The 23,629-nt window shown below is 61.3% G+C and carries 22 protein-coding genes and 1 pseudogene; 17 read left to right on the top strand and 6 right to left on the bottom strand.

The features are described 5' to 3' along the window. The first annotated feature begins 24 nt into the window (after positions 1–24). Positions 25–951, top strand: coding sequence for an alpha/beta hydrolase (locus tag HG549_RS24605; RefSeq protein ID WP_170033541.1), 927 nt, complete (start codon positions 25–27; stop codon positions 949–951). Here the strand turns inward: HG549_RS24605 and HG549_RS24600 are convergent, their stop codons facing one another. Continuing rightward, on the bottom strand, positions 952–1,704 hold the full coding sequence (locus tag HG549_RS24600; RefSeq protein WP_170033539.1) for a DUF2059 domain-containing protein: 753 nt from the start codon (positions 1,702–1,704) through the stop codon (positions 952–954). A gap of 113 nt (positions 1,705–1,817) precedes the next feature. Between HG549_RS24600 and HG549_RS24595 the strand changes: the two genes are divergently transcribed. Then, positions 1,818–2,450 carry a 2OG-Fe(II) oxygenase gene (locus HG549_RS24595; protein WP_170034336.1) on the top strand — a complete coding sequence of 211 codons (633 nt, stop codon included), beginning with the start codon at positions 1,818–1,820 and terminating at the stop codon, positions 2,448–2,450. Further along, positions 2,437–2,970, top strand: coding sequence for a DUF523 domain-containing protein (locus HG549_RS24590; RefSeq protein ID WP_170033537.1), 534 nt, complete (start codon positions 2,437–2,439; stop codon positions 2,968–2,970). Before HG549_RS24595 ends, HG549_RS24590 begins: the two co-directional genes overlap by 14 nt. Here HG549_RS24590 and HG549_RS24585 read toward each other — a convergent pair. Further along, positions 2,936–3,424: an ABC transporter substrate-binding protein gene (locus HG549_RS24585; protein ID WP_170033535.1), complete on the bottom strand. Its 489-nt coding sequence runs from the start codon at positions 3,422–3,424 to the stop codon at positions 2,936–2,938. The two genes, HG549_RS24590 and HG549_RS24585, sit on opposite strands and share 35 nt — an antisense overlap. Positions 3,425–3,647: 223 nt before the next feature. Between HG549_RS24585 and HG549_RS24580 the strand changes: the two genes are divergently transcribed. Continuing rightward, positions 3,648–4,124: a DUF4399 domain-containing protein gene (locus HG549_RS24580; RefSeq protein ID WP_170033533.1), complete on the top strand. Its 477-nt coding sequence runs from the start codon at positions 3,648–3,650 to the stop codon at positions 4,122–4,124. Between the two features lie 46 nt (positions 4,125–4,170). Here the strand turns inward: HG549_RS24580 and serA are convergent, their stop codons facing one another. Then, positions 4,171–5,400 carry a phosphoglycerate dehydrogenase gene (serA, locus tag HG549_RS24575; protein WP_170033531.1) on the bottom strand — a complete coding sequence of 410 codons (1,230 nt, stop codon included), beginning with the start codon at positions 5,398–5,400 and terminating at the stop codon, positions 4,171–4,173. Between the two features lie 171 nt (positions 5,401–5,571). Here serA and HG549_RS24570 point away from each other — a divergent pair, with 171 nt between their 5' ends. The 4 genes from HG549_RS24570 (at position 5,572) to HG549_RS24555 (ending at position 9,756) form a co-directional block, all read left to right on the top strand. Next, positions 5,572–6,969: an FAD-binding oxidoreductase gene (locus HG549_RS24570; protein ID WP_170033529.1), complete on the top strand. Its 1,398-nt coding sequence runs from the start codon at positions 5,572–5,574 to the stop codon at positions 6,967–6,969. Positions 6,970–6,994: 25 nt separating this feature from the next. Continuing rightward, entirely contained in the window at positions 6,995–7,660 is a 666-nt protein-coding gene (locus tag HG549_RS24565; protein WP_170033527.1) for a fumarylacetoacetate hydrolase family protein, read from the top strand. A 182-nt stretch (positions 7,661–7,842) separates the two neighbouring features. Further along, positions 7,843–8,763, top strand: a complete 921-nt coding sequence (locus HG549_RS24560; RefSeq protein ID WP_170033525.1) for an SdiA-regulated domain-containing protein — start codon at positions 7,843–7,845, stop codon at positions 8,761–8,763. 90 nt (positions 8,764–8,853) lie between these two features. After that, the gene (locus HG549_RS24555; protein ID WP_170033523.1) at positions 8,854–9,756 is read left to right on the top strand and encodes an SdiA-regulated domain-containing protein; all 903 of its coding nucleotides are present in this window, start codon (positions 8,854–8,856) and stop codon (positions 9,754–9,756) included. Positions 9,757–9,961: 205 nt separating this feature from the next. Here HG549_RS24555 and rpiA read toward each other — a convergent pair whose 3' ends face one another. After that, positions 9,962–10,636 (bottom strand): ribose-5-phosphate isomerase RpiA, encoded by a 675-nt coding sequence (gene rpiA, locus HG549_RS24550; RefSeq protein ID WP_170033521.1) that lies wholly within the window; start codon positions 10,634–10,636, stop codon positions 9,962–9,964. A 135-nt stretch (positions 10,637–10,771) separates the two neighbouring features. Here rpiA and ilvA point away from each other — a divergent pair, with 135 nt between their 5' ends. Both ilvA and HG549_RS24540 read left to right on the top strand, forming a co-directional pair. Then, positions 10,772–12,286 carry a threonine ammonia-lyase, biosynthetic gene (ilvA, locus tag HG549_RS24545; protein WP_170033519.1) on the top strand — a complete coding sequence of 505 codons (1,515 nt, stop codon included), beginning with the start codon at positions 10,772–10,774 and terminating at the stop codon, positions 12,284–12,286. A gap of 192 nt (positions 12,287–12,478) precedes the next feature. Continuing rightward, a complete protein-coding gene (locus tag HG549_RS24540) occupies positions 12,479–12,904 on the top strand; it encodes a DUF2269 domain-containing protein (RefSeq protein ID WP_170033517.1) in 426 nt (141 codons plus the stop codon). A gap of 60 nt (positions 12,905–12,964) precedes the next feature. On the opposite strand, the gene HG549_RS24535 is transcribed toward HG549_RS24540, so the two are convergent. Further along, the gene (locus tag HG549_RS24535; RefSeq protein WP_170033515.1) at positions 12,965–13,621 is read right to left on the bottom strand and encodes an HAD family phosphatase; all 657 of its coding nucleotides are present in this window, start codon (positions 13,619–13,621) and stop codon (positions 12,965–12,967) included. Positions 13,622–13,762: 141 nt separating this feature from the next. On the opposite strand from HG549_RS24535, the gene HG549_RS24530 reads away from it, so the two are divergent. After that, positions 13,763–14,242, top strand: a complete 480-nt coding sequence (locus tag HG549_RS24530; protein ID WP_003249017.1) for an RNA pyrophosphohydrolase — start codon at positions 13,763–13,765, stop codon at positions 14,240–14,242. Positions 14,243–14,264: 22 nt separating this feature from the next. Next, the gene (gene ptsP / locus HG549_RS24525; protein ID WP_170033513.1) at positions 14,265–16,544 is read left to right on the top strand and encodes a phosphoenolpyruvate--protein phosphotransferase; all 2,280 of its coding nucleotides are present in this window, start codon (positions 14,265–14,267) and stop codon (positions 16,542–16,544) included. 135 nt (positions 16,545–16,679) lie between these two features. Here ptsP and HG549_RS24520 read toward each other — a convergent pair whose 3' ends face one another. Continuing rightward, positions 16,680–17,426, bottom strand: a complete 747-nt coding sequence (locus HG549_RS24520; RefSeq protein WP_170033511.1) for an NRDE family protein — start codon at positions 17,424–17,426, stop codon at positions 16,680–16,682. A gap of 130 nt (positions 17,427–17,556) precedes the next feature. Between HG549_RS24520 and HG549_RS24515 the strand changes: the two genes are divergently transcribed. The 5 genes and pseudogenes from HG549_RS24515 to HG549_RS24495 all read left to right on the top strand — a co-directional run bounded on the left by HG549_RS24515 (position 17,557) and on the right by HG549_RS24495 (position 23,626). Continuing rightward, positions 17,557–18,339, top strand: coding sequence for a sulfite exporter TauE/SafE family protein (locus tag HG549_RS24515; RefSeq protein ID WP_170033509.1), 783 nt, complete (start codon positions 17,557–17,559; stop codon positions 18,337–18,339). Between the two features lie 16 nt (positions 18,340–18,355). Beyond that, positions 18,356–19,162, top strand: coding sequence for a prolipoprotein diacylglyceryl transferase (gene lgt / locus HG549_RS24510; RefSeq protein ID WP_170033507.1), 807 nt, complete (start codon positions 18,356–18,358; stop codon positions 19,160–19,162). Between the two features lie 51 nt (positions 19,163–19,213). Beyond that, positions 19,214–19,873: pseudogene (locus tag HG549_RS24505) on the top strand (thymidylate synthase); the annotation flags it as partial. A 181-nt stretch (positions 19,874–20,054) separates the two neighbouring features. Beyond that, positions 20,055–21,242 (top strand): site-specific integrase, encoded by a 1,188-nt coding sequence (locus HG549_RS24500; RefSeq protein ID WP_230684661.1) that lies wholly within the window; start codon positions 20,055–20,057, stop codon positions 21,240–21,242. Further along, positions 21,239–23,626 (top strand): site-specific integrase, encoded by a 2,388-nt coding sequence (locus HG549_RS24495; RefSeq protein ID WP_170033503.1) that lies wholly within the window; start codon positions 21,239–21,241, stop codon positions 23,624–23,626. Before HG549_RS24500 ends, HG549_RS24495 begins: the two co-directional genes overlap by 4 nt. Positions 23,627–23,629 lie beyond the last annotated feature (3 nt).

Here is a 23,629-nt window from a genome sequence, read left to right as displayed (position 1 = left end):
ACTCGCTTCGTTGTGGATGTACCGATGCCCGCCGCCTTTCATCCCGACCTCCTGCGCACGAGCCTGGGGCCGTTGACCGCTCGCCAGCCGTTGTCGGCCCAAGGCCTGGAATACCAGCGCTTCTATGGCCTGAACCTGCCGGCGCAAAGCTGGCTGGGCGGCTTTCAGGCCGCAGGCTTCGATCTGGTCGGGCAGGTCTGGTTACCCGAGCAGGCCAACGCGACGCTGTTCCTGCTGCACGGTTACTACGACCATATGGGGCTCTATCGGCATGTGATCGAGTGGGCGCTGAAGCAAGGATTCGCCGTTATCAGCTGCGACCTGCCCGGCCATGGCCTGTCCAGTGGCGAGCGGGCCAGTATCAGTGATTTTGCGCTGTACCAGCAGGTGCTGGAGGCGTTGTTCGAACAGGCGCGCATGCTGCGACTGCCACGCCCGTGGCATTTGTGCGGGCAGAGCACCGGTGGTGCGATTGCCGTGGACCACCTGTTGTACCAGGGCGCGCAGAGCCCCATCGATGGCCAGGTCATCCTCTTGGCACCGCTGGTTCGGCCCTGTTCCTGGCGCTGGTCGAAGTTGAGCTACCGTGTGCTGCGCCACTTCGTCAATGGTATCGAACGGCGCTTCAGCGAGAACACCAACGACCCGGCCTTCCTGCCGTTCCTCGAAGCTGACCCGCTACAACCACGCCGCTTGCCAACGGCCTGGGTGGGAGCCCTGATCGCCTGGGTCAAACGCATCGAGGCCGCCCCGTGCAGCACGCGGCGGCCATTGATCGTGCAAGGGCAGGCGGATGGCACGGTGGACTGGCCCTACAACCTTGAAGTGCTCAAGGCCAAGTTCGCCGAACCGCAGATCCTGCTGTTGCCCGAAGCTCGCCACCACCTGGCCAACGAGCTGCCGGGCATTCGCCAGCGCTACTTCGACTTCATCGACCAGCGCCTGGGCTGATCACTTCAGGTCGCTGCTGCTCTGGCCCACCGCCAGGCCTGCGCGAACGGCGGCCAGGGCGGCCTGGTAGTAGGCCTTGCCGTCAGGCGATTCGGCAAAGGTGGCAAACTCTTCCAGCTCGGCGTCGGAGAGGTCGCGGTAGACATACAACAGGGTGTTGTTGAGGTCTTCGCCGATCTGGCTCATCAGGCGCTGGCGCTGGCCGTCGAGCAGGCCTTGGGCCTGGCCGTTACCGAACAGGCCGGGGATCATCGAACTGAGGCTGTCGGCGGCAACGCCCGCAATGGCCAGGCTGACTTCGGCGCCGGCCTCGCGCGCCGGCAGGGCCTGGGCCAGGTGGCCGATGATCAGCAGGCGGTCATCGCTGGCCTGGATCTTCGGCAGGCCTTTGGCGTTTCTGGCCAGTTCATCCTTGCGCGTGGCCTTGAGTTCGGCTGCCACCACCTTGCGCCCCAGCGGCGACTGGAAGAACGCCAGCGCCGGCGCCGGATTGGCCAGGGTCGCACGCAGTTTTGCCTGGGCGCGACGGTCCACGGCCTGGGCCTGGAAACGCTGGTTGCTGTTGTTGACCAGCGCCTGGTACACGGCAGGCGGCAGACTGTTGCGGTAGCGTTCCTGGGCAGCGGTCAGGGCATCGTTGAAATGGGCGCGCTGGTCAGGCCAGCCGGCGGCCTTGTACAGCCGATCCAGGTTGTCTGCCCAGACAGGCACGGTGCAGATCATCAGCAGAATCAGGGAAAACAGACGGCGCATTCAGGACTCCTGTCGGCAGGCGGCTATTGTCCTTGGCCCGGCGCCGGTTTGTCGAGATATCCGCGTACTTGTCAGCCAAGTGGCGCTGTGCGGCGGCATGGCTAATGGATATGATGCGCGCCATGCATATTACCCCTGAACACCCGATGCTCGCGGCCGTCGTCGACGATCTGGCCACCCATGGCTGGTCGCAGCAGGCACTCTTTCTGCCTGCCGACCTGGTGCGCGGGCTGGCAGCCGAATGCCGGCGCCGTGATGCCGAAGGCGAACTCAACCCTGCCGGGGTTGGGCGCGGTGTTGCCCAGGAGGTGCGCGAAGCCATTCGCGGCGACCACATCCAGTGGGTCGACCCCGGCCAGGGCGAGGCCTGCGACCAGTATCTGGCCGCCATGGACCAACTGCGTCAGGCCATCAACCGGGGCCTGTTCCTGGGCCTGGAAGATTTCGAGTGCCATTTTGCCCTGTATCCGCCAGGGGCATTCTATCGCCGGCACCTGGACCGTTTCCGCGACGATGACCGGCGCATGGTGTCGGCGGTGCTGTACCTGAATGAAGGCTGGCAGCCGCAGGACGGTGGCCAGTTGCGCATGTTCCTGGCGGACGGTGTCGAACACGATGTGCAACCGGTGGCGGGTTGCCTGGTGGTGTTCCTGTCCGGTGAGGTGCCGCACGAAGTGCTGCCGGCCGGGCGCGAGCGGCTGTCGTTGACCGGCTGGTTCCGGCGCCGTGGCAATGACCCGTTCTGAGTTGCCCAAGGTGCTGGTCAGCGCCTGCCTGCTGGGGCAGCCGGTGCGTTATGACGGCCGTACCAGCGGCTACCCCGAGCTGTTGCAGCGGTGGCAGGCCGAAGGGCGTGTGGTGCCGTTGTGCCCTGAAGTCGCAGGCGGCTTGCCGACCCCTCGGGCACCTGCAGAGATACCGGGTGGGCAGGGCGCAGCGGTGCTCGACGGTGACAGGCAGGTGCTGACGGTGAGCGGTGAAGATGTCAGTGCGCAGTTCATTGCCGGGGCGCAGCAGGCGCTGGAACTGGTGCGCCGGCATGGCATCCGCGTGGCGGTGCTGAAGGCCGGCAGCCCTTCGTGTGGTAACCGCTTGACCTACGACGGCACGTTCAGTGGCGTGAAGGTGGCCGGGGAAGGGGTGACCACGGCGCTGCTGCGGCGGGCTGGGGTGCAGGTGTTCAGCGAGCTGGAGCTGGAACTGGCGGAACAGGCGCTGGCGGGCAAGGCGCTTACTGCCCGGCCACCGTATTCGGTACACCCTTGAACCACTTCTGCTCGAGTTCGGCAGTCCGCCCGCTGTCCTTGAGCCGCTGCAATGCGTTGTTCAGCGCACTTTGGAAAGCCGGGTTGTCCCTCTGGAACGGGATCACCAGCTGTTTCTCGCCAAACGGCTGGCTTACGTCGAGCGCACCATCAGCCTTGGGCGTTTCACTCGGCGGGGTCAGGGCAATGTCGTACTTGCCACTCTCGACGCCCGGCAGGACCTCGGCTGCGGGGGCTTCGATGAATTCGGCGCGCAGGTCCAGCTGCTTGGCCAGGTCCTGGCCAAACTCCACGTCGAAGCCAGTCAGCTGGTCGTTTTCCTTGAAGGCGTATGGCGAGTTGCCGACCGGCACGGCAATACGCAGTTCGCCCCGGTCGGCAACTTCGTCTATCAGCTCGGCCTGTGCCAATGGCGTAATCAGCAGTGCCAGCAGTAGTCCAATGGTCGAACGCATGAAAGCCCCTTTCTTCTTGGCAGGTGAATAACGCCCGCTACGGCTTTTTTCCTCGCCGGGGTCGAGCGCAGCCTATGACCTTGAAGCTTCGGCGATGTTTGACCGTGACGGAAATATTTCTACCTGTCGATGTGAACATATGGGCGTCCATATCAACTAAGGTGAATTACCGCCGCCGTTGGATCGCAGGCGGGGGCCAACAAGTGAATCACAGGAGAAGTGAATGAACAGCCTATTTTCGCGTGCTGCCGTTGCGGGTCTGCTGATGGGAGCATCGGTGCTGGCCAGTGCCGCAGATGCATTGAAAAGCCAGGAGCCGCCCAAGGAGGCCAAGGTCTTCATCGTTTCCCCCGCCGATGGCGCCACGGTCGACAAGACCTTCACCGTCAAGTTCGGCATCGAGGGCATGGCACTCAAGCCTGCCGGTGACCACACCCCGCATACCGGCCATCACCACCTGCTGGTGGATGTGGACAAGGAGCCGGTGGCCGACATGCCACTGCCAACCAGCCTGATGCCGGAAAAAGGCGTGGCGCTGCCGGATGGGCCGCAGGTGCTGCACTTCGGCAAGGCGCAGACCGAAACCACCATTACCCTGACCCCGGGCAAGCACACCCTGCAGCTGATTCTGGGTGATCAGTATCACGTGCCGTTCAAGCCAAGTGTCGAGTCGCAGAAAATCACGGTTGAAGTGAAATAAAAAAAGGGAGGCCATCGAGGCCTCCCTTTTTCATGTCACCCGCAAATCAGAACAGGACGCGCGAGCGGATGGTGCCCTTGACCTGTTGCAGCTTCTCTTGCGCCAGGTCCGAGTACTCGGCGTCGACGTCGATTACCACGTAACCGACCTTCTCGTTGGTTTGCAGGAACTGGCCCGAGATGTTGATGCCGTTCTCGGCGAAGACCTTGTTGATCTCGCTGAGCACGCCCGGGATGTTCTGGTGGATGTGCAGCAGGCGGTGCTTGCCTGGGTGCGCCGGCAGGGCCACTTCCGGGAAGTTGACCGAGGACACCGAGGTACCGTTGTCGCTGTACTTGACCAGCTTCTCGGCCACTTCCAGGCCGATGTTGGCCTGTGCTTCGGCGGTGGAACCACCGATGTGCGGGGTCAGGATCACGTTGTCCAGGCCACGCAACGGGCTTTCGAACTCTTCGTCGTTGGAACGCGGCTCGACCGGGAATACGTCGATGGCGGCGCCGATCAGGTGCTTGTCCTTGATCGCGGCAGCCAGGTGGTCCAGCTCGACCACGGTGCCACGGGCGGCGTTGATCAGGATCGAGCCCTTCTTCATGGCACGGATTTCCTTCTCGCCGATCATCCACTGGGTGGACGGCAGTTCAGGCACGTGCAGCGAGACGATGTCGGCCAGGCCCAGCAGTTCGTGCAGGCTGGTGACCTGCACCGCGTTGCCCAGTGGCAGCTTGGTCAGCGGGTCGAAGAAGTACACCTGCATGCCCAGGCTTTCGGCCAGGACCGACAGTTGGGTACCGATCGAGCCGTAGCCGACGATGCCCAGCTTCTTGCCGCGGATCTCGAACGAGTTGGCCGCGCTCTTGATCCAGCCGCCACGGTGGCAGGAGGCGTTTTTCTCAGGGATGCCGCGCAGCAGCAGGATGGCTTCGGCCAGTACCAGTTCGGCCACCGAACGGGTGTTGGAGTATGGCGCGTTGAACACGGCGATACCGCGCTCGCGGGCAGCTTCCAGGTCGACCTGGTTGGTGCCGATGCAGAAGCAGCCAACCGCGACCAGTTTCTTGGCGCAGTCGAAGATCTCTTCGGTCAGCTGGGTGCGCGAACGGATGCCGATGAAGTGGGCATCGGCGATCTTTTCCTTCAGCTCGGCTTCCGGCAGCGAACCAGTGAGGTATTCGATGTTGGTGTAGCCGGCGGCCTTGAGGGTATCGACCGCGTTCTGGTGCACACCTTCAAGAAGAAGGAACCGGATCTTGCTCTTGTCGAGAGAAGTCTTGCTCATCTGCGTAAACCTGTATCCCGGAGAAAAAATGGCGAGGGGTGATGCCAGGCGCCAGGGCTGCCTTAGCATGAACAGCGGGAGGGCTATGCTAGCATACGCGACACAATCTGAGCTTATCCCGACAGGTGAAGAGTGCTCAGGGTGACTATGAATAAGTCGAGAGTTCCAGCGATGACCCATCCCGCTGTAATTGATGAACTGATGACCTTGGTCGACCCTGGCAAGGTCCTGACCGACGCGGCTTCCCTGGACGCCTATGGCAAGGACTGGACCAAGCATTACCCACCGGCACCCAGCGCCATCGTGTTCCCCAAGACGGTGGAGCAGGTGCAGGCGATCGTCCGCTGGGCCAATAGCCACAAGGTAGCGTTGGTACCCTCTGGCGGGCGCACCGGGCTTTCCGCGGGAGCCGTGGCGGCCAATGGCGAAGTGGTGGTCGCCTTCGACTACATGAACCAGATTCTCGGCTTCAATGCCTTCGACCGCACTGTGGTTTGCCAGCCGGGGGTGATCACCCGGCAGCTACAAGACTTCGCCGAAGAGCAAGGCTTGTATTACCCGGTGGATTTTGCCTCGAGCGGCTCCAGCCAGATTGGCGGCAACATCGGCACCAATGCCGGCGGGATCAAGGTGATTCGCTACGGCATGACCCGCAATTGGGTGGCCGGGCTGAAGGTTGTCACCGGCAAGGGCGAGTTGCTTGAGCTGAACAAGGGCCTGGTCAAGAACGCCACCGGCTACGATCTGCGCCAGTTGTTCATCGGTGCCGAAGGCACTTTGGGCTTCGTGGTCGAGGCCACCATGCGCCTGGACCGTGCACCGCGCAACCTCACTGCCATGGTGCTGGGTACCCCGGACTTCGATTCGATCATGCCGGTGCTGCATGCCTTCCAGGGCAGGCTGGACCTGACCGCGTTCGAGTTCTTCTCCGACAAGGGCCTGGCCAAGATCCTGGCGCGCGGCGACGTGCCGGCACCGTTCGAGACTGCTTGCCCGTTCTATGCCCTGCTGGAATTCGAGGCCAGTACCGAAGAGGTGGCCAACGAAGCCTTGGCTACCTTCGAACATTGCGTCGAGCAAGGCTGGGTGCTGGACGGGGTGATGAGCCAGAGCGAGACCCAGCTGAAAAACCTGTGGAAGCTGCGCGAATACCTGTCGGAAACCATCTCGCACTGGACGCCATACAAGAACGACATTTCGGTAACCGTGGCGAAGGTTCCGGCGTTCCTGCGTGATATCGACGCGATCGTCGCCGAGCATTACCCAGATTACGAAGTGGTGTGGTACGGCCACATCGGCGACGGCAACTTGCACCTGAACATTCTCAAGCCCGAGCACATGAGCAAGGACGAGTTCTTTGCCTCGTGTACCAAGGTCAACAAGTGGGTGTTCGAAATCGTCGAACGCTACAACGGCTCGATCTCCGCCGAGCATGGTGTGGGCATGACCAAGCGCGACTACCTGGGCTACAGCCGCTCAGCCGAGGAAATCGCGTGCATGAAGGCAATAAAGGCCGTGTTCGACCCTAACGGCATCATGAATCCGGGTAAGATCTTCGCACCTGAATAAAAAGCAGTATCCAGAGGAGTCGGCCATGAGTTACCAGCACCAGTACGTAGACGGCACGCGCATTCACTTCCCGCTGGGCAAGGTCGTGTGCATCGGCCGTAACTATGCCGAGCATGCCAAGGAACTGGACAACCCCATCCCCACCGAGCCGCTGCTGTTCATCAAGCCGGGTAGCTGCGTGGTACCGGCCGAAGGTGGCTTCAAGATCCCGACCGAGCGTGGGTCGGTGCACTATGAGGTGGAAATCGCGGTGCTGCTGGGCAAGCCGCTGTCGGCACACCCGACCGAGGAAGAGGTGCTGGACGCGATTTCCGGTTATGCCCCGGCGCTGGACCTGACCTTGCGCGACGTGCAAGCCAAGCTGAAAGAGAAGGGCCTGCCGTGGGAACTGGCCAAAAGCTTCGACGGCGCCTGTGTACTGCCGCCGTTCGTGTCGGCTGCCAGCTTTGACGACGTGAGCGACATTGCGGTGCGCTTGACCGTCAACGGCGAAGTGCGCCAGGACGGCAACAGCAAGATGATGCTCAACCCGATCGTGCCGATGATTCAGCACATATCGGCACACTTCTCGCTGCAGGCGGGGGATGTGATCCTCACCGGCACCCCGGCGGGCGTGGGGCCGTTCAGTGTCGGTGACGAAGTGGTACTGGAGCTGCCAGGTGTGAGCCGCTTCGAGAGCCGGTTGCTTTGAGCCTGAACCGTATCGCCTTCTTCGCGGGTAAACCCGCTCCCACAGGTACTGCGCAACCCTCAAGGGCGGCGCTATGCCTGTGGGAGCGTGTTCACCCGCGAAGAGGCCAGACCTGTTTACCGATTTTTCACACCCAATCCGGATAATGCGCGGATCTACGCCCATTTCACCAGGAACCTCGCATGCCATCTACCTCCAGCGCCCCGGCAACCGCCAAGCGCCGTTTCTACCTGCGCTGGCCCTTCGGCCTGGCCGTGGCGGCACTGATCGGCTATGGCGTGGCCGTGGCCATGCATTGGGATGACCGTGGCGCGCTGTGGGTCAAGGAAAGCTTCGAAAGCACCGCCGAACGCAGCGAAAGCGTGTGGCTGCCGAATTACCGGGTCGACATCGATGCCAAGCCGCTGCCGGGCATGGCGGATGACGAAGCCTCCGACGTGGCATTCAACCCGCGCACCCGCACCCTGTTCGCAGTGATGGGCAAGAACCCGTTCCTGGTCGAGCTGAACCTGGATGGCGATGTACTGCGCAAGATCCCGCTCAACGGCTGGAACAATCCGGAAGGCATCGCGGTGCTCGAAGACGGCCACCTGGCGATTACCGATGAGCGCTTGCACGACCTGACCGTGGTCAAGGTGGATGCCCAGACCACCGCGCTGAACCACGATGACTTCCAGAGCCACGACCTGGGCCAGTCGGTGAAAAGCAACAAGGGCTTCGAAGCGGTTGCCTGGGACCCGCTACGCCAGCGCCTGGTCATCGGCGAGGAGCGCCCACCCAAGCTGTATACCTGGAACAGCGATGGCCGTAGTCCGCTCAAGGGTGACAAGCAAGCGTTGCCCAGCGATGAGCTGGACCTGCGCAACCTCTCGGCGCTGAGCGTCGACCCGCGTACCGGCCACCTGCTGGTGCTGTCGGCCGATTCGAACATGCTGCTGGAGCTGGACGAGCAGGGCCAGCAAGTCAGCTTCATGACCTTGCTGGGCGGCTTCAACGGCCTGCAGGACACCATCCCGCGCGCCGAAGGGGTAGCCATGGACGACCAGGGCAACCTGTACATGGTCAGCGAACCGGCGTTGTTCTATCGCTTCAGAAAGAACTGAGCCGAATATCAGAATTTTCTGATGCTGGCATTAAGCTTTATTTCAGTTGTTCATGGTTAGATTCGTCACCCCTATGTCGAGTCTGTACACATGCGCCGTTTTGTTCGCCCCGCTCTTGTCCTGGCCGTTGCCGGCCTGTTCCTGCTCGGTTGGGCCGGGCAGGAGTTCCGCTTGTTCGAGCGTGGCTGGTTCAACCTCAAGGCCTGGTGGCAGCCTGCGCAGCAGAGCATCGGCCTGGACCGCTACCGGGTAGTGGTCGAGGCGCAGCCGGTCGAGGGGTTGGATGATGACCTCTCGGCGCTGACCTACGACCCCGACCGCAAGACCCTGTTCACGGTTACCAATGCCCGTTCCGAGCTGATCGAGCTGTCGCTGGACGGTCGCATCCTGCGCCGGGTGCCGCTGACCGGCTTCGGCGACCCGGAAGCCGTCGAGTATGTAGGGCCGAACAGCTATGTCATCACCGATGAGCGTCAGCAGCGGCTGATTCGCGTACGCCTTGACGACGACACCATGTTCCTCGACGCCGGCGATGCCGAGCAGCTGACCTTGGGCATAGGCCGGAACGGCAACAAGGGCTTCGAGGGGCTGGCCTACGATTCGGCCGGCAAGCGCTTGTTCGTGGCCAAGGAGCGCGATCCGATGCTGATCTACGAAGTGCGTGGTTTTCCGCATGACAACCCCGAACAGCCTTACGCGGTACACGTGGTGCAGGACAGCAAGCGCGATGCACGGCTGTTCGTGCGCGACCTGTCGAGCTTGCAGTTCGACGAGCGCAGTGGGCATTTGCTGGCGCTGTCTGACGAGTCGCGGCTGGTGCTGGAACTGGATGTGGAAGGGCGGCCGCTGAGCACCCTGTCGTTGCGCAAGGGCTTCCAGGGGTTGCAGGCGACGGTGCCGCAAGCGGAGGGGATTGCGATGGATGAGGCGGGGACCATCTACCTGGTCAGTGAGCCGAACCTGTTCTATGTGTTCAAACAGCCAGCGCAGTGAGGGTTGGTGGGGCTGCTTTGCAGCCCATCGCGACACAAGGCCGCTCCTACAGGAAATTGAGCTGCGCCCCAGATGTTGGACACCTGTCCACCATCTGGGGATTTTCATGAGCCCATCGAGGCACAAGGCCGCTTCTGCAGGAAATCGCGTACCTCTGTAGGAGCGGCCTTGTGTCGCGAAACGAGGGCGAAGCCCTCGCCGCAGGTTACTCGGCCTTGAGGCTTTTCACGCCTTCAGAGGTGCCCAGCAGCAGCAGGTCCGCCGGCCGTGCCGCGAACAGGCCGTTGGTCACCACGCCAACGATGGCGTTGATCTGCGCTTCCAGTTCTACCGGGTTGGTGATCTGCAGGTTGTGTACATCGAGGATCACGTTGCCGTTGTCGGTGATCACGCCCTCGCGGTACACCGGGTCGCCGCCCAGTTTGACCAGTTGGCGTGCCACGTGGCTGCGGGCCATGGGTATCACTTCGACCGGCAGCGGGAACGCACCCAGTACCGGCACCAGCTTGCTGGCATCGGCGATGCAGATGAAGGTCTTGGCCACGGCGGCAACGATCTTCTCGCGGGTCAGGGCTGCGCCACCGCCCTTGATCAGGTTCAGGTGCGCATCGCTCTCGTCGGCACCGTCCACGTAGAACTCCAGTTCGCTGACGCTGTTGAGCTCGTAGACCGGGATGCCATGGCCCTTCAGACGCTGGGCGGTGGCCTCGGAGCTGGCGACCGCGCCGTCAAAGGCGGTCTTGTGCTGAGCCAGGGCGTCGATGAAGAAGTTGGCGGTCGAACCGGTACCGACGCCGACAACGCTCTTTTCATCCAGCTTGGGCAGAATGAAGTCGACAGCGGCCTGGGCGACGGCCTGTTTGAGTTGGTCCTGGGTCATGCGGGCTCCGAGAGGGGCAGGGCGGTTTTGAAAAGGAGCCTAGTATAACGGCTCGCACGGCTTTGCTGTGGTCGCCCGACGTAGCGCTGGGGTAGACTCCAAGCCCTTGTCCCGCGGCCCAGTGATGCATTCCCGATGCTCGAACAGTACGTCAAGAAGATCCTCACCTCGCGCGTCTACGACGTTGCGGTCGAAACCCCGCTGCAGAGCGCCGGGCAGCTGAGCAAGCGCCTGGGCAACCAGATCCTGCTCAAGCGCGAAGACCTGCAACCGGTGTTCTCGTTCAAGATCCGCGGCGCCTACAACAAGCTCGCCCAGCTGAGCGCGGAAGAACTGGCCCGTGGCGTGGTCACCGCCTCGGCCGGCAACCACGCCCAGGGCCTGGCCCTGGCTGCGCGGGAAATGGGCATCAAGGCTACCATCGTGATGCCCAAGACCACCCCGGAGATCAAGATCGAAGGCGTGCGTTCACGCGGTGGCAAGGTGGTGCTGCATGGCGACACGTTCCCCGAGGCACTGGCCTATTCGCTGAAGCTGGTGGATGAAAAGGGCTTCGTCTACATCCACCCCTACGACGACCCGCACACCATTGCCGGGCAGGGCACCGTGGCCATGGAGATCCTGCGCCAGCACCCTGGCCAGCTGGACGCGATCTTCGTGCCCGTGGGTGGTGGCGGCCTGATCGCCGGCATTGCCGCGTACGTCAAGTACCTGCGCCCGGAAATCAAGGTGATCGGTGTCGAGCCGGACGATTCCAATTGCCTGCAGGCGGCCATGGCAGCCGGCGAGCGCGTGGTGCTGCCACAGGTCGGGCTGTTTGCCGACGGCGTGGCGGTGGCGCAGATCGGCCAGCACACCTTCGATATCTGCCGTCACCATGTGGATGAGGTGGTGACTGTCAGCACCGACGAGATCTGTGCCGCAATCAAGGATATCTATGACGATACCCGCTCGATCACCGAACCTGCCGGCGCGTTGGGTGTGGCTGGCATCAAGAAGTACGTCGAGCTGTACGGCGTGACTGGCCAGACCCTGGTGGCCATCGATTCGGGTGCCAACGTCAACTTCGACCGCCTGCGCCATGTGGCCGAACGTGCCGAGCTGGGTGAAAAGCGCGAAGCGATCATTGCCGTGACCATCCCGGAGCGCCCCGGTAGCTTCAAGGCCTTCTGCGAGGCCATCGGCAAGCGCCAGATCACTGAATTCAACTACCGCAAGCATACCTCCGACGAAGCGCACATCTTCGTTGGCGTGCAGACCCACCCGGAAAACGACCCGCGCGCGGCATTGGTACAGCAACTGACCGAGCAGGGCTTCCCGGTAACCGACCTGACCGACAACGAGCTGGCCAAGCTGCATATTCGCCACATGGTCGGCGGGCATTCGGCGGGTGCCAGCGACGAAATGGTCCTGCGCTTCGAGTTCCCCGAACGGCCGGGGGCGCTGTTCAATTTCCTCAACAAGCTGGGCGGGCGCTGGAATATCTCGATGTTCCACTACCGCAACCACGGCGCGGCTGACGGGCGCGTGGTGGCAGGGCTGCAGGTGCCGGAGGACGAGCGGCACCTGGTGCCGGCGGCGTTGGCCAAGATCGGCTACCCGTACTGGGACGAGACTGATAACCCGGCTTACAAGCTGTTTCTGGGCTGAGCAGCTAAGCTGAGCCAGATATCTCGTCTTTTGTAGGAGCGGCCTGGTGTCGCGATGGGCCGCAAGGCGGCCCCGGCAATGTGTGAGCATGGCCGAGACCCCGGGGCCGCTTTGCGGCCCATCGCGACACAAGGCCGCTCCTGCACAGAGAAAGGCTGCTGCCAACATGGCCTGGTAAAGGACAATTCGCACATGGAACACCTGACCACCTTCAAGACCCTGCACATCCTCGCCACCGTAATCCTGCTGCTGGGCGCCCTGGGCCTGGCAATCTGGACCGTACGCGCCCGTCGCCAGGGCGATGCCGAGGCCTACGCCAAGCTGCTGCGTCGGCCGCTGGTGTTCGTCTGGCTGGTGATGGGCCTGTGCCTGGTGAGCATGCCGTTCAGCGGCTGGTGGCTGGTACACCTGGTGGGGTGGCCGCTGGGGCAGGCCTGGGTGCTGGCGTCCAGCGTCATCTATATATTCGGCGCGTTTGCCGTGTGGTGGCTGCTGGTGCGGCTGAACCGGCTGCGCAAGGCCGAGGTAGTGGGGTTGCGTTTTACCTTGGCGCTGGCGGTGTTCAGTGGGGTCTGCTTGCTGTCCATCGCCGGGCTGATGGGCGCCAAGCCCGTCTGAAGGCCTTGTGCTCGTTGTGCCGGTCCGTTCACGGGTAAACCCGGGCCCGCACAGGGTGCCTCAATCGCGCAACGAGAGCACCGGCCAGCCGCGCTTCTCGGCCTCGGCCCGCAGGTTCGGGTCCGGGTCGACCGCCACCGCCTGCGTTGCCCGCTGCAGCAACGGCAGGTCATTCATCGAGTCGCTGTAAAAGCAGCTGTTCTCCAGGTCGAAGCCGTTCTCCAGCATCCAGCGTTCCAGCCGCGTCACCTTGCCTTCACGGAAACAGGGTATATCGGTACTACGCCCGGTATAACGGCCATCACGCATCTCGCATTCGGTCGCCAGCAACACGCGAACCCCCAGGCGCCGGGCAATCGGCGCGGTGACGAAGCGGTTGGTGGCGGTGATGATCACCAGCTGGTCGCCCGCTTTGCGGTGTTGCTCCAGCAGGGCCAGCGCCTTGGGCAGGATGATCGGCTCGATGCAGTCGCGCATGAAGTCGCGATGCCATTCGTCGAGCTGGGCCACGGACGTTGCCGCAAGGATTTCCATGGAAAAGGCCAGGTAGGCCTGCAGGTCCAGCGTGCCGTTCAGGTAGTTCTGGTAGAAGGCATCGTTGCGTTGCTTGTAGGCAAGCGGGTCGACGATGCCGCGCTCGCACAAGTAATCACCCCAGGCATGGTCGCTGTCGCCACCGAGGAGGGTATTGTCCAGGTCGAATAAAGCCAGGCGCATCGCGGTCACTCGCATCAGCCACAGGGTAGGCCCGCAGAATACGGAGTTTTCACACGGCTGCACATAAGCTTGGCGGGCGCGTTGCTGCGCTCGCAAGCTTTGTGGAACAATGCGGTGACATGCGTTTGCGAGGTTGCTGCCGTGATCGACCCGGATGGTTTTCGCCCCAATGTCGGAATCATTCTCACGAATGATGCCGGGCAGGTGCTATGGGCTCGACGGATCAACCAGGATGCCTGGCAATTTCCCCAGGGTGGCATCAACCCTGACGAGACGCCGGAAGACGCCCTGTACCGCGAGCTGAACGAAGAAGTTGGCCTGGAACGCGATGATGTGGAAATTCTTGCCTGCACCCGTGGCTGGTTGCGTTATCGTTTACCCCAGCGACTGGTACGCACGCATAGCCAGCCGCTGTGCATCGGCCAGAAGCAGAAGTGGTTCCTGCTGCGCCTGGTCAGCAACGAACAACGGGTGCGGATGGACCTGACCGGCAAGCCGGAATTCGACGGCTGGCGCTGGGTCAGCTATTGGTACCCGCTGGGCCAGGTTGTGACATTCAAGCGCGAGGTCTACCGACGCGCCCTGAAAGAGCTAGCACCGCGTCTGCTGACGCGCGACTGACGACGGAGTTCGACCCCGAGCCATGCTCAATACGCTGCGCAAGATCGTCCAGGAAGTAAACTCCGCCAAAGATCTCAAGTCGGCGTTGGGGATCATTGTCTTGCGTGTCAAGGAGGCCATGGGCAGCCAGGTCTGCTCGGTCTACCTGCTCGACCCGGAAACCAACCGCTTCGTGCTGATGGCCACCGAAGGCCTGAACAAGCGCTCCATCGGCAAGGTCAGCATGGCCCCCAACGAAGGCCTGGTTGGCCTGGTCGGTACCCGGGAAGAGCCGCTGAACCTGGAAAACGCCGCCGATCACCCGCGTTACCGCTACTTTGCCGAAACCGGCGAAGAGAAATTCGCCTCCTTCCTTGGTGCACCGATCATCCACCACCGCCGGGTGGTCGGGGTATTGGTCATCCAGCAAAAGGAGCGGCGCCAGTTCGACGAGGGCGAGGAAGCCTTCCTGGTCACCATGAGCGCGCAGCTGGCCGGGGTTATCGCCCATGCCGAGGCGACCGGCTCGATCCGCGGCCTCGGCCGTCAGGGCAAGGGCATCCAGGAAGCGCGCTTCGTCGGTGTGCCGGGCTCGCCTGGGGCCGCCGTGGGGCGCGCGGTGGTGATGCTGCCGCCGGCCGACCTGGAAGTGGTACCGGACAAGACCGTCGATGACATCGACGCCGAACTGAGCCTGTTCCAGAACGCCCTCGAAGGCGTGCGCGACGACATGCGCAAGCTGTCCGCCAAGCTGGCTACCCAGCTGCGCCCGGAAGAACGCGCGTTGTTCGATGTGTACCTGATGATGCTCGAGGACGCGGCCCTGGGCGGTGAGGTGACCGAAGTCATCAAGACCGGCCAGTGGGCCCAGGGCGCCTTGCGCCAGGTGGTGGGCGAGCACGTCAACCGCTTCGAGCTGATGGACGATGATTACCTGCGTGAGCGCGCCTCCGACGTCAAGGACCTCGGCCGGCGCCTGCTGGCCTACCTGCAGGAGGCCCGCTCGCAGTCGCTGGTGTATGCCGACAACACCATCCTGGTCAGTGAAGAGCTGACCCCGGCGATGCTCGGCGAAGTGCCGGAAGGCAAGCTGGTCGGCCTGGTCTCGGTGCTGGGCTCGGGCAACTCCCACGTCGCCATCCTGGCCCGTGCCATGGGCATCCCCACGGTGATGGGCCTGGTCGACCTGCCCTATTCCAAGGTCGACGGCATCGAGATGATCGTCGACGGCTACAAGGGCGAGGTGTTCACCAACCCCAGCGAAGTGCTGCGCAAGCAGTACAGCGATGTGGTCGAGGAGGAACGCCAGCTGGCCCGCGGCCTGGATGCCCTGCGCGAACTGCCGTGCGTTACCCCGGATGGCCATCGCATGCCGCTGTGGGTCAACACCGGCCTGCTCGCCGACGTGGCCCGTGCCCAGCAGCGCGGTGCCGAAGGGGTGGGCCTGTACCGCACCGAAGTGCCGTTCATGATCAACCAGCGCTTCCCCAGCGAGAAGGAGCAGCTGGCCATCTACCGCGAGCAGCTGGCGGCATTCCACCCGCTGCCGGTGACCATGCGCACCCTCGACATCGGCGGCGACAAATCGCTGTCGTACTTCCCGATCAAGGAAGAAAACCCGTTCCTTGGCTGGCGCGGTATCCGCGTCACCCTCGACCACCCGGAAATCTTCCTGGTGCAGACCCGCGCCATGCTCAAGGCCAGCGAGGGCCTGAACAACCTGCGCATCCTGCTGCCGATGATTTCCGGCATCCATGAGCTGGAAGAGGCCCTGCACCTGATCCACCGCGCCTGGGGCGAAGTGCGCGACGAAGGGACCGATGTGCCAATGCCGCCGGTGGGCGTGATGGTCGAAATTCCTGCGGCGGTGTACCAGACCAAGGAGCTGGCGCGGCAGGTGGACTTCCTCTCGGTCGGTTCCAACGACCTGACCCAGTACCTGCTGGCCGTAGACCGCAACAACCCGCGTGTGGCCGATCTGTATGACTACCTGCACCCAGCGGTGTTGCAGGCGCTCAACACGGTGGTGCGCGACGCCCACGGCGAAGGCAAGCCGGTGAGCATCTGTGGCGAGATGGCCGGTGACCCGGCGGCGGCGATCCTGTTGATGGCAATGGGCTTCGACAGCCTGTCGATGAACGCCACCAACCTGCCGAAGGTGAAATGGATGTTGCGCCAGGTGAACCTGAGCAAGGCCAAGGAGCTGTTGGTGGAAGCCCTGAGCCATGACAACCCGCAGGTTATCCACAGCTCGCTGCAGCTGGCCCTGAAGAACCTGGGGCTGGCACGGATGATCGGGCCAGAGGCCAATAAAACCCTGTGAAGTGCCGGGGTCGCTTTGCGGTCCTTTCGCGACACGAGTCCGCTCCTACAGAGAATGCAATTGCCCAGGGATACGCGATCCCCTGTAGGAGCGGCCTCGTGTCGCGAAAGGGCTGCAAAGCAGCCCCCTTGGCCCTCAAACCATAAGATCTACTTCCCCCAGGTGGCCACCAAACGGCCCGAAACTGCGCTCAACCAGTCGCCTTCTGCCCTGATCATCGACCAACAGCACGGTACTCGCCCGCGTGCCATAGTTCTGGCTGGCAATGAACACACTCGACAGCAGTTTCTCGGTCGCCAATCCCACCCCGGTCTCCGGCAACTCGCCTTCCGGCGCAGGTTCGGCATCGGCCAGCAAGGCCAGCAACCGCTGCGGGTCTGCCGTCTCCAGCAAACCCTGCAGCCCGCTGCGCGCCTTCACCAGCTTCGGCCATGGCGTATCCAGCCCGGCGTTGGATAACCCGTACACCCCGGCCTCGAGCAAGCGCGGTGCGGCCTCCCGCGCATGCAGGTAGCCAAGCTGTCGGCCATCGCCCACCAACAGGTTGAACCCCGAATACTGATCACTACGGCTGGCCACCTGATCCAGATAGGCCTCGACCCCCAGCTCAGCCTGCAGGTAGGCGGCTACCAGCTCGCCGCGTGAACGTGGACCCAACGGTTGCCGTGGGTCGCGGATATTGGTCAGCGCCGCGAAACGCCCTTGCGGACCCACCCCCAACCAGGTTCCGCCGGCCTCCAGGTCGCGCCCGGCATACACCCCTGGTGCGTCTTCCCAGGCTGCCAGGGCCTGGGTAGGGCGCGCATAGAACTCGTCGCGGTTGGCCGCCACCACCAATGGCAGGGCATGCCCTGGTCGCCAGGCGAATACGATCAGGCACATCGTTCGAGCCTCTGAGTGTTTTTGCCACTGTACCCACAGCGGTGGGGCTGATCCATCCTGACACAGACTTCACTAGAGCGCCGAGCCCGGCTTCCGTTACCATGCCGGATTGTTTTTAGGGGGAAGACGAATGGAATTCGTGCTCTATCTGGTGTTGGGCGCCTGTGCCGGTGTGCTGGCCGGGTTGTTCGGTGTGGGTGGTGGCATCATCATCGTGCCGGTGCTGGTATTCAGCTTCACCTTGCAGGGGTTCGATGCCTCGGTGCTGACTCATCTGGCGGTCGGTACATCGCTGGCAACCATCGTCTTCACCTCGATCAACGCCGTGCTCGAACACCATCGCAAAGGCGCGGTGCAGTGGCCGATCTTTGCCTGGATGACCCTCGGCATTCTCATCGGCGCCGGTATCGGCGCCAAGACCGCCTCGCTGATCCAGGGGCCGCTGCTGCAGAAGATCATTGGCGTGTTCGCCCTGGTCATCGCCGCCCAGATGGCCCTGGACCTCAAGCCCAAGGCCAGCCGTGGCATCCCCGGCAAACCCGCGCTGGTCGGTGCCGGTGGGGTGATCGGCTGGGCCTCGGCCATTTTCGGCATTGGCGGTGGTTCGCTGACCGTGCCGTTCCTGACCTGGCGCAGCCTGCCCATGCAGCAGGCGGTGGCCACGTCCTCGGCCTGCGGCCTGCCGATTGCCGTGGCCAGTGCCCTGAGTTTCATGCTGCTGGGCTGGAATGAGGCGCACCTGCCGGCTCATAGCCTGGGTTACGTGTACTTGCCGGCGCTGGTCGGCATTGCCGTGACCAGCATGTTTTTCGCCCGCTTCGGCGCGCGCCTGGCGCACAAGTTGTCGCCACGTTTGTTGAAGCGCCTGTTCGCAGCCTTGCTGTTCTGCGTCGGGCTCAGCTTTCTGATTTGAACCGAGAGGAAGTTCCATGCTGCCTTACCCGCAGATAGATCCCGTGGCCGTAGCCATCGGGCCGCTGAAAATCCATTGGTACGGCCTGATGTACCTGGTCGGCATAGGGGGTGCCTGGTTGCTCGCCTCGCGCCGGCTGAACCGCTTCGACCCCACCTGGACACGCGAAAAGCTCTCCGACCTGGTGTTCTGGCTGTCGATGGGGGTGATCGTCGGTGGCCGGCTGGGCTACGTGCTGTTCTACGATCTGCACGCCTACCTGGCCAACCCGACGCTGATCTTCGAGGTCTGGAAAGGCGGCATGTCGTTCCACGGCGGCTTCATCGGCGTGATGCTGGCGGCCCTGTGGTTCGGCAAGCGCAACAACAAGTCGTTCTTCGAGCTGATGGACTTCGTCGCCCCGCTGGTGCCGATCGGCCTGGGCGCCGGGCGCATCGGCAACTTCATCAACGCCGAGCTGTGGGGCAAGCCGACCGATGTGCCGTGGGCGATGATCTTCCCGCCGTTCAGCGACCCGGCGCAGCTGCCACGTCACCCGTCGCAGCTGTACCAGTTCGCCCTCGAGGGCGTGGCGCTGTTCGTCATCCTCTGGCTGTTCTCGCGCAAGCCGCGGCCAACCATGGCGGTGTCGGGCATGTTCGCGTTGTTCTACGGCATCTTCCGCTTCATTGTCGAATTCGTCCGCGTACCGGATGCCCAGCTCGGCTACCTGGCCTGGGGCTGGCTGACCATGGGTCAGATTCTGTGCGTGCCGATGATCCTGGCTGGCCTCGGCCTGATCTGGTGGGCTTATAATCGCAAGCCCACGGCGAAACCCGCCTGATTAATCCCACGGCAGGGGCGATCCTCCTGCCGTTCTTGCTACAGGTAAGCCATGAAACAGTATCTGGACCTGGTCCGCGACGTCATCGAAAACGGCACGCTGCAGGGCAACCGCACCGGCATCCGCACCATCAGCCTGCCGGGCGCCATGCTGCGTTTCGACTTGCAAAAGGGCTTCCCGGCCATCACCACGCGCAAGTTGGCGTTCAAGTCGGCGATCGGCGAAATGGTCGGTTTCCTGCGCGGTGTGAAAAACGCCGGTGAATTCCGCGAACTGGGCTGCAAGGTGTGGGACCAGAATGCCAACGAAAACGCCCAGTGGCTGGCCAACCCGTTCCGCCAGGGCCAGGACGACCTGGGCGAGATCTACGGCGTGCAGTGGCGCCAGTGGCCGGGCTACAAGCGCATCCCGCTGAGCAACCCGGCGGCCATCGAGATGGCCGAGCAGGCAGGCTTCCGCCGCATTGCCCAGGACGAGGAGGACGGGGTCGCCTTCGTCATCCTGTACAAGGCCATCGACCAGGTGCGTCAGTGCCTGGACACCATCGCCAACGACCCGGGCAGCCGGCGCATCCTGTTCCACGGCTGGAACTGCGCGCAGCTGGACGAAATGGCGCTGCCGCCATGCCACCTGCTTTATCAGTTCCACCCGAACGTGGAGACCCGGGAAATTTCCCTGACCCTCTACATCCGCTCCAACGACCTGGGCCTTTTATATGACGCAGCTAATAACGCACAGTACGTGCTAGCAGCGTAAAAAAATTTGCCTCTCTCCCGACTTTATCTTGACCTTGACAAGTTGCACATTCTGCATAGGATGGGCGGCCTTCAAAAGGGGGTAGTCGGTGAAGGTTGTAGTCACACAAAATCAAATGATCGACCTAGGCGGGTCGATGCTCAACGAAGACGGGCCACACGCAGCTGGCCTGGCATCCGTGACGGCGGTGGGGCTTTTTGACTCAGAAGAGAGGCTCGTTCCGCTTGTAAGTGAGTACCTCACCCAAGCTATTAAAACCGCGAATCTCTCCTTTGCTTCTGCTGAAACATATGGGCGAAATATCGGCTACTTGCTCGAAAACCTTAAAGGAACTACCACGTTCCACAATTCATCTTGGGATGAAATCCTCCTCAATGTAAGCCAGCAGGGAATCGCCAGATACTTCATTCATCTGCGCGAGGTTGAAGGTTTGTCGTCGGTAACTATCCGGAACAGAGATGGTTGTTACGCTGCCCTATTCAACGACTTCTTGTGTGTTGGCCGCAATCATCAACCCGCTCTGCGAGAAGATAATCCGTATGCAGCTGGATTCATTTCCCCGCCGCCGAAGAAGAAACTGATCGAGCCATGTTCGCTCAAAGATCTGAAGGCACTCATCTTGAGCACTGAAAGTGAAAGGGAACGGGTTCTCCTGCAGACAATATTTGATGCGGGTATTCGTCGGAGCGAGGTTGGCAGGATTACTCTTGGTGCGGTCAACAAAGCCCTGGAATTCTCCCGCGCTAACTTCATCGGTGAAAACGATATTGAGTGGATACATCCCGATTATTGCCCACTTTTCATCGAGGGTAGCAAGGGGCGCGGGCAAGAGCTTAAAGAGCGATATGCAATTGTGAGTAAGTCTACGCTTGAACGTATCAAGCGCTATCATGCTACTCCTTTGTACCGAAAATACGCGAGACAGTATGAGTCCGCCGATGTCACTCCCTGCTTTTTCAACTCAGAGGGCTCTCCATTCAACGCAGATTCTGTCAGCAAACTGCTTGAGCGGGTATCGGAGCGAGCTATAAAAAGTAAGCGGCTAGATCGCAGTGTCTCTCCGCACAAGCTTCGCCATGGACATGGGTACGAAATCATGACCAGCCCTGACTTGGGTAAGACCTATTTGGATAATCTGGTCGCGGCTCAGTTGTCGTTGGGGCATAGCAGCAGCGCCACTACCGAAAGGCATTACCTTCAACTTCCGCAAGAAGTCTTCCGCATCTGCCATTCCTCTAATGGAAAGATAGCAACTAAGGAAAGTAGCATGGCGGCCCTCGTTGCCGAGACCGCGCTCAAAATCCGTTTGGGAGATAAAAAATGACTACTCATGAGCGCGCCATCGGAGGCATGCGGGTATACAGCTGGTTGAAGGAGCTGGAAGAGGATCCGCACGGTTACTACGAGATCGAACTTAGTGATAATGATAGCGGAATGTATGCTCCGCTCACGCTAAGTGCTTCTTATATTGCAAGCAAAGATCTTAACCCGTCACTTGAGGTATTCGAGTTGGCGGAACAGAAAATCATCTTGGATATGTGCATCAGTGGAGCAATCCATCTTGGTGAGTCTGCTGCGGGGTGCAATTGGCGCCTAAAGGTCTTGGGTTGGTACAAGAGCCTTCCAGAGGAGGATAAGCGCAAGCTTCCTATTTTCGGCAACAAGCTGAGCATTCGTCGCGGTCTTACATTGGTGCCAGGCTTAGAGGGCATTGAGTCCCAGCTGAGTCGCTACGCCAGCGTTGCCAGCGCTTATAATGAAATCAACCAAGACCTTCAGCGCCTTGGAGTAATCTCCAGCGACTACCAAACTGTCAAAGAGCGGCGCGAAAACAAAGAAGAATACGTTCCTCAGGAACCTATCCTCGTTGATTTTAAGCGCCTGCGAATGAAAGAGTTCGTGACCGTAGCCGACCTTGAGGCAGCCTCAGAGGTTAAGCCATTCAATGATCTCAAGCACGCATTTGCAATTGCTTCGTTGAAAACGGCGAGCGATTCGGGCGAGCGCAACTACCTCGACGCGTTCAACCTTGTGTCGCGGTTTTTCCTTGAGCGTGGGCTCACCGGAGGCGAGCCTATTGCTGCTACCTTGGATGCGTTTATCCTTCCTCGCTTCTATAGCCATCTGGAGCAGATGATTGTCCGTGGTGAATCGTCTCCAAGCTTTGCCAATACTCTGCTCAGTGCGTTTCGTAAAACGCTCACCACTATCAAGAACCTGAAGGGCTACGCTGGGCCTGACTTTGTCAACTGCCAGGGGTTCGATGCTGACCGAGTCACTGATCAGTATCGTCCGTATACAAGTTCCGAGCGTCGACGGATCGCCGCATGCGTAGATGAAGACATCTTGCGCAACAATGCGCTCGCGCAGCCATATCAGTTATCCGGTGTTGGTGAGGATCCTGTCGGCTCCAATGGCCAAGTGAAAAAGGGATTCGGTACGCTCGACAATGCCCGGTGGATTTTCGAAAACAAACTGAACTGCAATGTGGTAGGTACGAGATCGAGAACTAGGGGTGATTCATACACTGATGCCTTCTGGGGCATCGTTAGTCGTTCTGGTGTAGGCCTGCGTGAGCTCCTAGAGAGCTGGGGTACGCATTATGTTATCGACTCCCAAGTTATCGCACCGTATGCGATTAAATTGGGACAAATAACGGGTCTTAATGCGGATTCGCTAAAATATCTGAATTTGGACGACTTCGAGCCGCAGCATGAGCTGACCGGGCGTGCCTGCTTGAAATATTGGAAGGAGCGCTCAGGGGGCGGAAAGGTGATGCCCGTTGATCTATTTGATGCGGATATCACCTGGCTCACCACTTCTCAGGCTGAAGCGGTAGCGAAAGTCTTCAAGGACGTGGAGGCCCTCACCGAGGGGTTCCGTGGCGCTGCGCCTGAGAAAGCGAGAAACAGCCTATTCATCTGGCAATCGAGTTCGCCCGGCGCTTTCCTTGAGGTTAAGTCGTTTACCACGGGTAAGAACGGGTTCGTAACGGTCGTTTTCAACAGCTATGCGCAGCGAAAGGGCATCCTCAGCGATGAAGGCACCCCGCTCAACCTTACTCCCGCACGCCTACGTCCGAGCTTCATCAGCGAGCTGGTTGAGCGTGGTGTGCCGATTCGTGAAATCCAGTTGATTCTGGGCCACAAACACATCAAGACCACCCAGGCATACCTCGATCGGATGGACTTCAACACCATTGCGCGTGCCAAGCTAGATGTGGCGCTACGGCAGCTTCACGACCGTGCGGTTGGGGCAGCAGACCTGGCTATTGCGCCCAAGCCGAACGAGACACAGTCCGCAAATCTTATCGAGGTCGTACAGCTCGATGCTCCAGTGGTAGTGTTCAAGACGCCATTGGCAAGCTGCAAGAACATCTTCAACCCCCCAGATTTCATCAAGAAGTTGAGCACTTATGTACCTGGACGGCCATGTTCCATGTACAACATGTGCTTGGGCTGTGAGAATGTCCTGCTCACTGCTTCCAACCTGCCTGAGCTATTTGCCATGGAGCGGGATTATCGAAAACTTGCTGAGGTCAGCCGAGTGATGGATACCCCTTATGGGCATGTAGTGCATGAGAATTTGTCGCTGCTCGAAAGTATCCTTGGTGATAAATCTGATTTTACTGCTGATGAGCTTGCCGAAGGTCGTCGTCTCGCTGAGTTCGTAGATACAACTATTCTTATTGATGGCGTGGGGTTGTAGTAT

This window comes from Pseudomonas sp. SK (assembly GCF_012975065.1).
GTDB lineage: Bacteria > Pseudomonadota > Gammaproteobacteria > Pseudomonadales > Pseudomonadaceae > Aquipseudomonas > Aquipseudomonas anuradhapurensis.
Note: the sequence above shows the minus strand (reverse complement) of the source record. Positions and strands in the feature narration are given on the sequence as shown.

Bases quoted from the DNA above. Each gene is read 5' to 3' on its own strand.
- HG549_RS24605 (WP_170033541.1), top strand. From the start codon at position 25: ATGCCCGCCGCCTTTCATCCCGACCTCCTGCGCACGAGCCTGGGGCCG.
- HG549_RS24600 (WP_170033539.1), bottom strand. From the start codon at position 1,704: ATGCGCCGTCTGTTTTCCCTGATTCTGCTGATGATCTGCACCGTGCCT.
- HG549_RS24595 (WP_170034336.1), top strand. From the start codon at position 1,818: ATGCGCGCCATGCATATTACCCCTGAACACCCGATGCTCGCGGCCGTC.
- HG549_RS24590 (WP_170033537.1), top strand. From the start codon at position 2,437: ATGACCCGTTCTGAGTTGCCCAAGGTGCTGGTCAGCGCCTGCCTGCTG.
- HG549_RS24585 (WP_170033535.1), bottom strand. From the start codon at position 3,424: ATGCGTTCGACCATTGGACTACTGCTGGCACTGCTGATTACGCCATTG.
- HG549_RS24580 (WP_170033533.1), top strand. From the start codon at position 3,648: ATGAACAGCCTATTTTCGCGTGCTGCCGTTGCGGGTCTGCTGATGGGA.
- serA (WP_170033531.1), bottom strand. From the start codon at position 5,400: ATGAGCAAGACTTCTCTCGACAAGAGCAAGATCCGGTTCCTTCTTCTT.
- HG549_RS24570 (WP_170033529.1), top strand. From the start codon at position 5,572: ATGACCCATCCCGCTGTAATTGATGAACTGATGACCTTGGTCGACCCT.
- HG549_RS24565 (WP_170033527.1), top strand. From the start codon at position 6,995: ATGAGTTACCAGCACCAGTACGTAGACGGCACGCGCATTCACTTCCCG.
- HG549_RS24560 (WP_170033525.1), top strand. From the start codon at position 7,843: ATGCCATCTACCTCCAGCGCCCCGGCAACCGCCAAGCGCCGTTTCTAC.
- HG549_RS24555 (WP_170033523.1), top strand. From the start codon at position 8,854: ATGCGCCGTTTTGTTCGCCCCGCTCTTGTCCTGGCCGTTGCCGGCCTG.
- rpiA (WP_170033521.1), bottom strand. From the start codon at position 10,636: ATGACCCAGGACCAACTCAAACAGGCCGTCGCCCAGGCCGCTGTCGAC.
- ilvA (WP_170033519.1), top strand. From the start codon at position 10,772: ATGCTCGAACAGTACGTCAAGAAGATCCTCACCTCGCGCGTCTACGAC.
- HG549_RS24540 (WP_170033517.1), top strand. From the start codon at position 12,479: ATGGAACACCTGACCACCTTCAAGACCCTGCACATCCTCGCCACCGTA.
- HG549_RS24535 (WP_170033515.1), bottom strand. From the start codon at position 13,621: ATGCGCCTGGCTTTATTCGACCTGGACAATACCCTCCTCGGTGGCGAC.
- ptsP (WP_170033513.1), top strand. From the start codon at position 14,265: ATGCTCAATACGCTGCGCAAGATCGTCCAGGAAGTAAACTCCGCCAAA.
- HG549_RS24520 (WP_170033511.1), bottom strand. From the start codon at position 17,426: ATGTGCCTGATCGTATTCGCCTGGCGACCAGGGCATGCCCTGCCATTG.
- HG549_RS24515 (WP_170033509.1), top strand. From the start codon at position 17,557: ATGGAATTCGTGCTCTATCTGGTGTTGGGCGCCTGTGCCGGTGTGCTG.
- lgt (WP_170033507.1), top strand. From the start codon at position 18,356: ATGCTGCCTTACCCGCAGATAGATCCCGTGGCCGTAGCCATCGGGCCG.
- HG549_RS24500 (WP_230684661.1), top strand. From the start codon at position 20,055: ATGCTCAACGAAGACGGGCCACACGCAGCTGGCCTGGCATCCGTGACG.
- HG549_RS24495 (WP_170033503.1), top strand. From the start codon at position 21,239: ATGACTACTCATGAGCGCGCCATCGGAGGCATGCGGGTATACAGCTGG.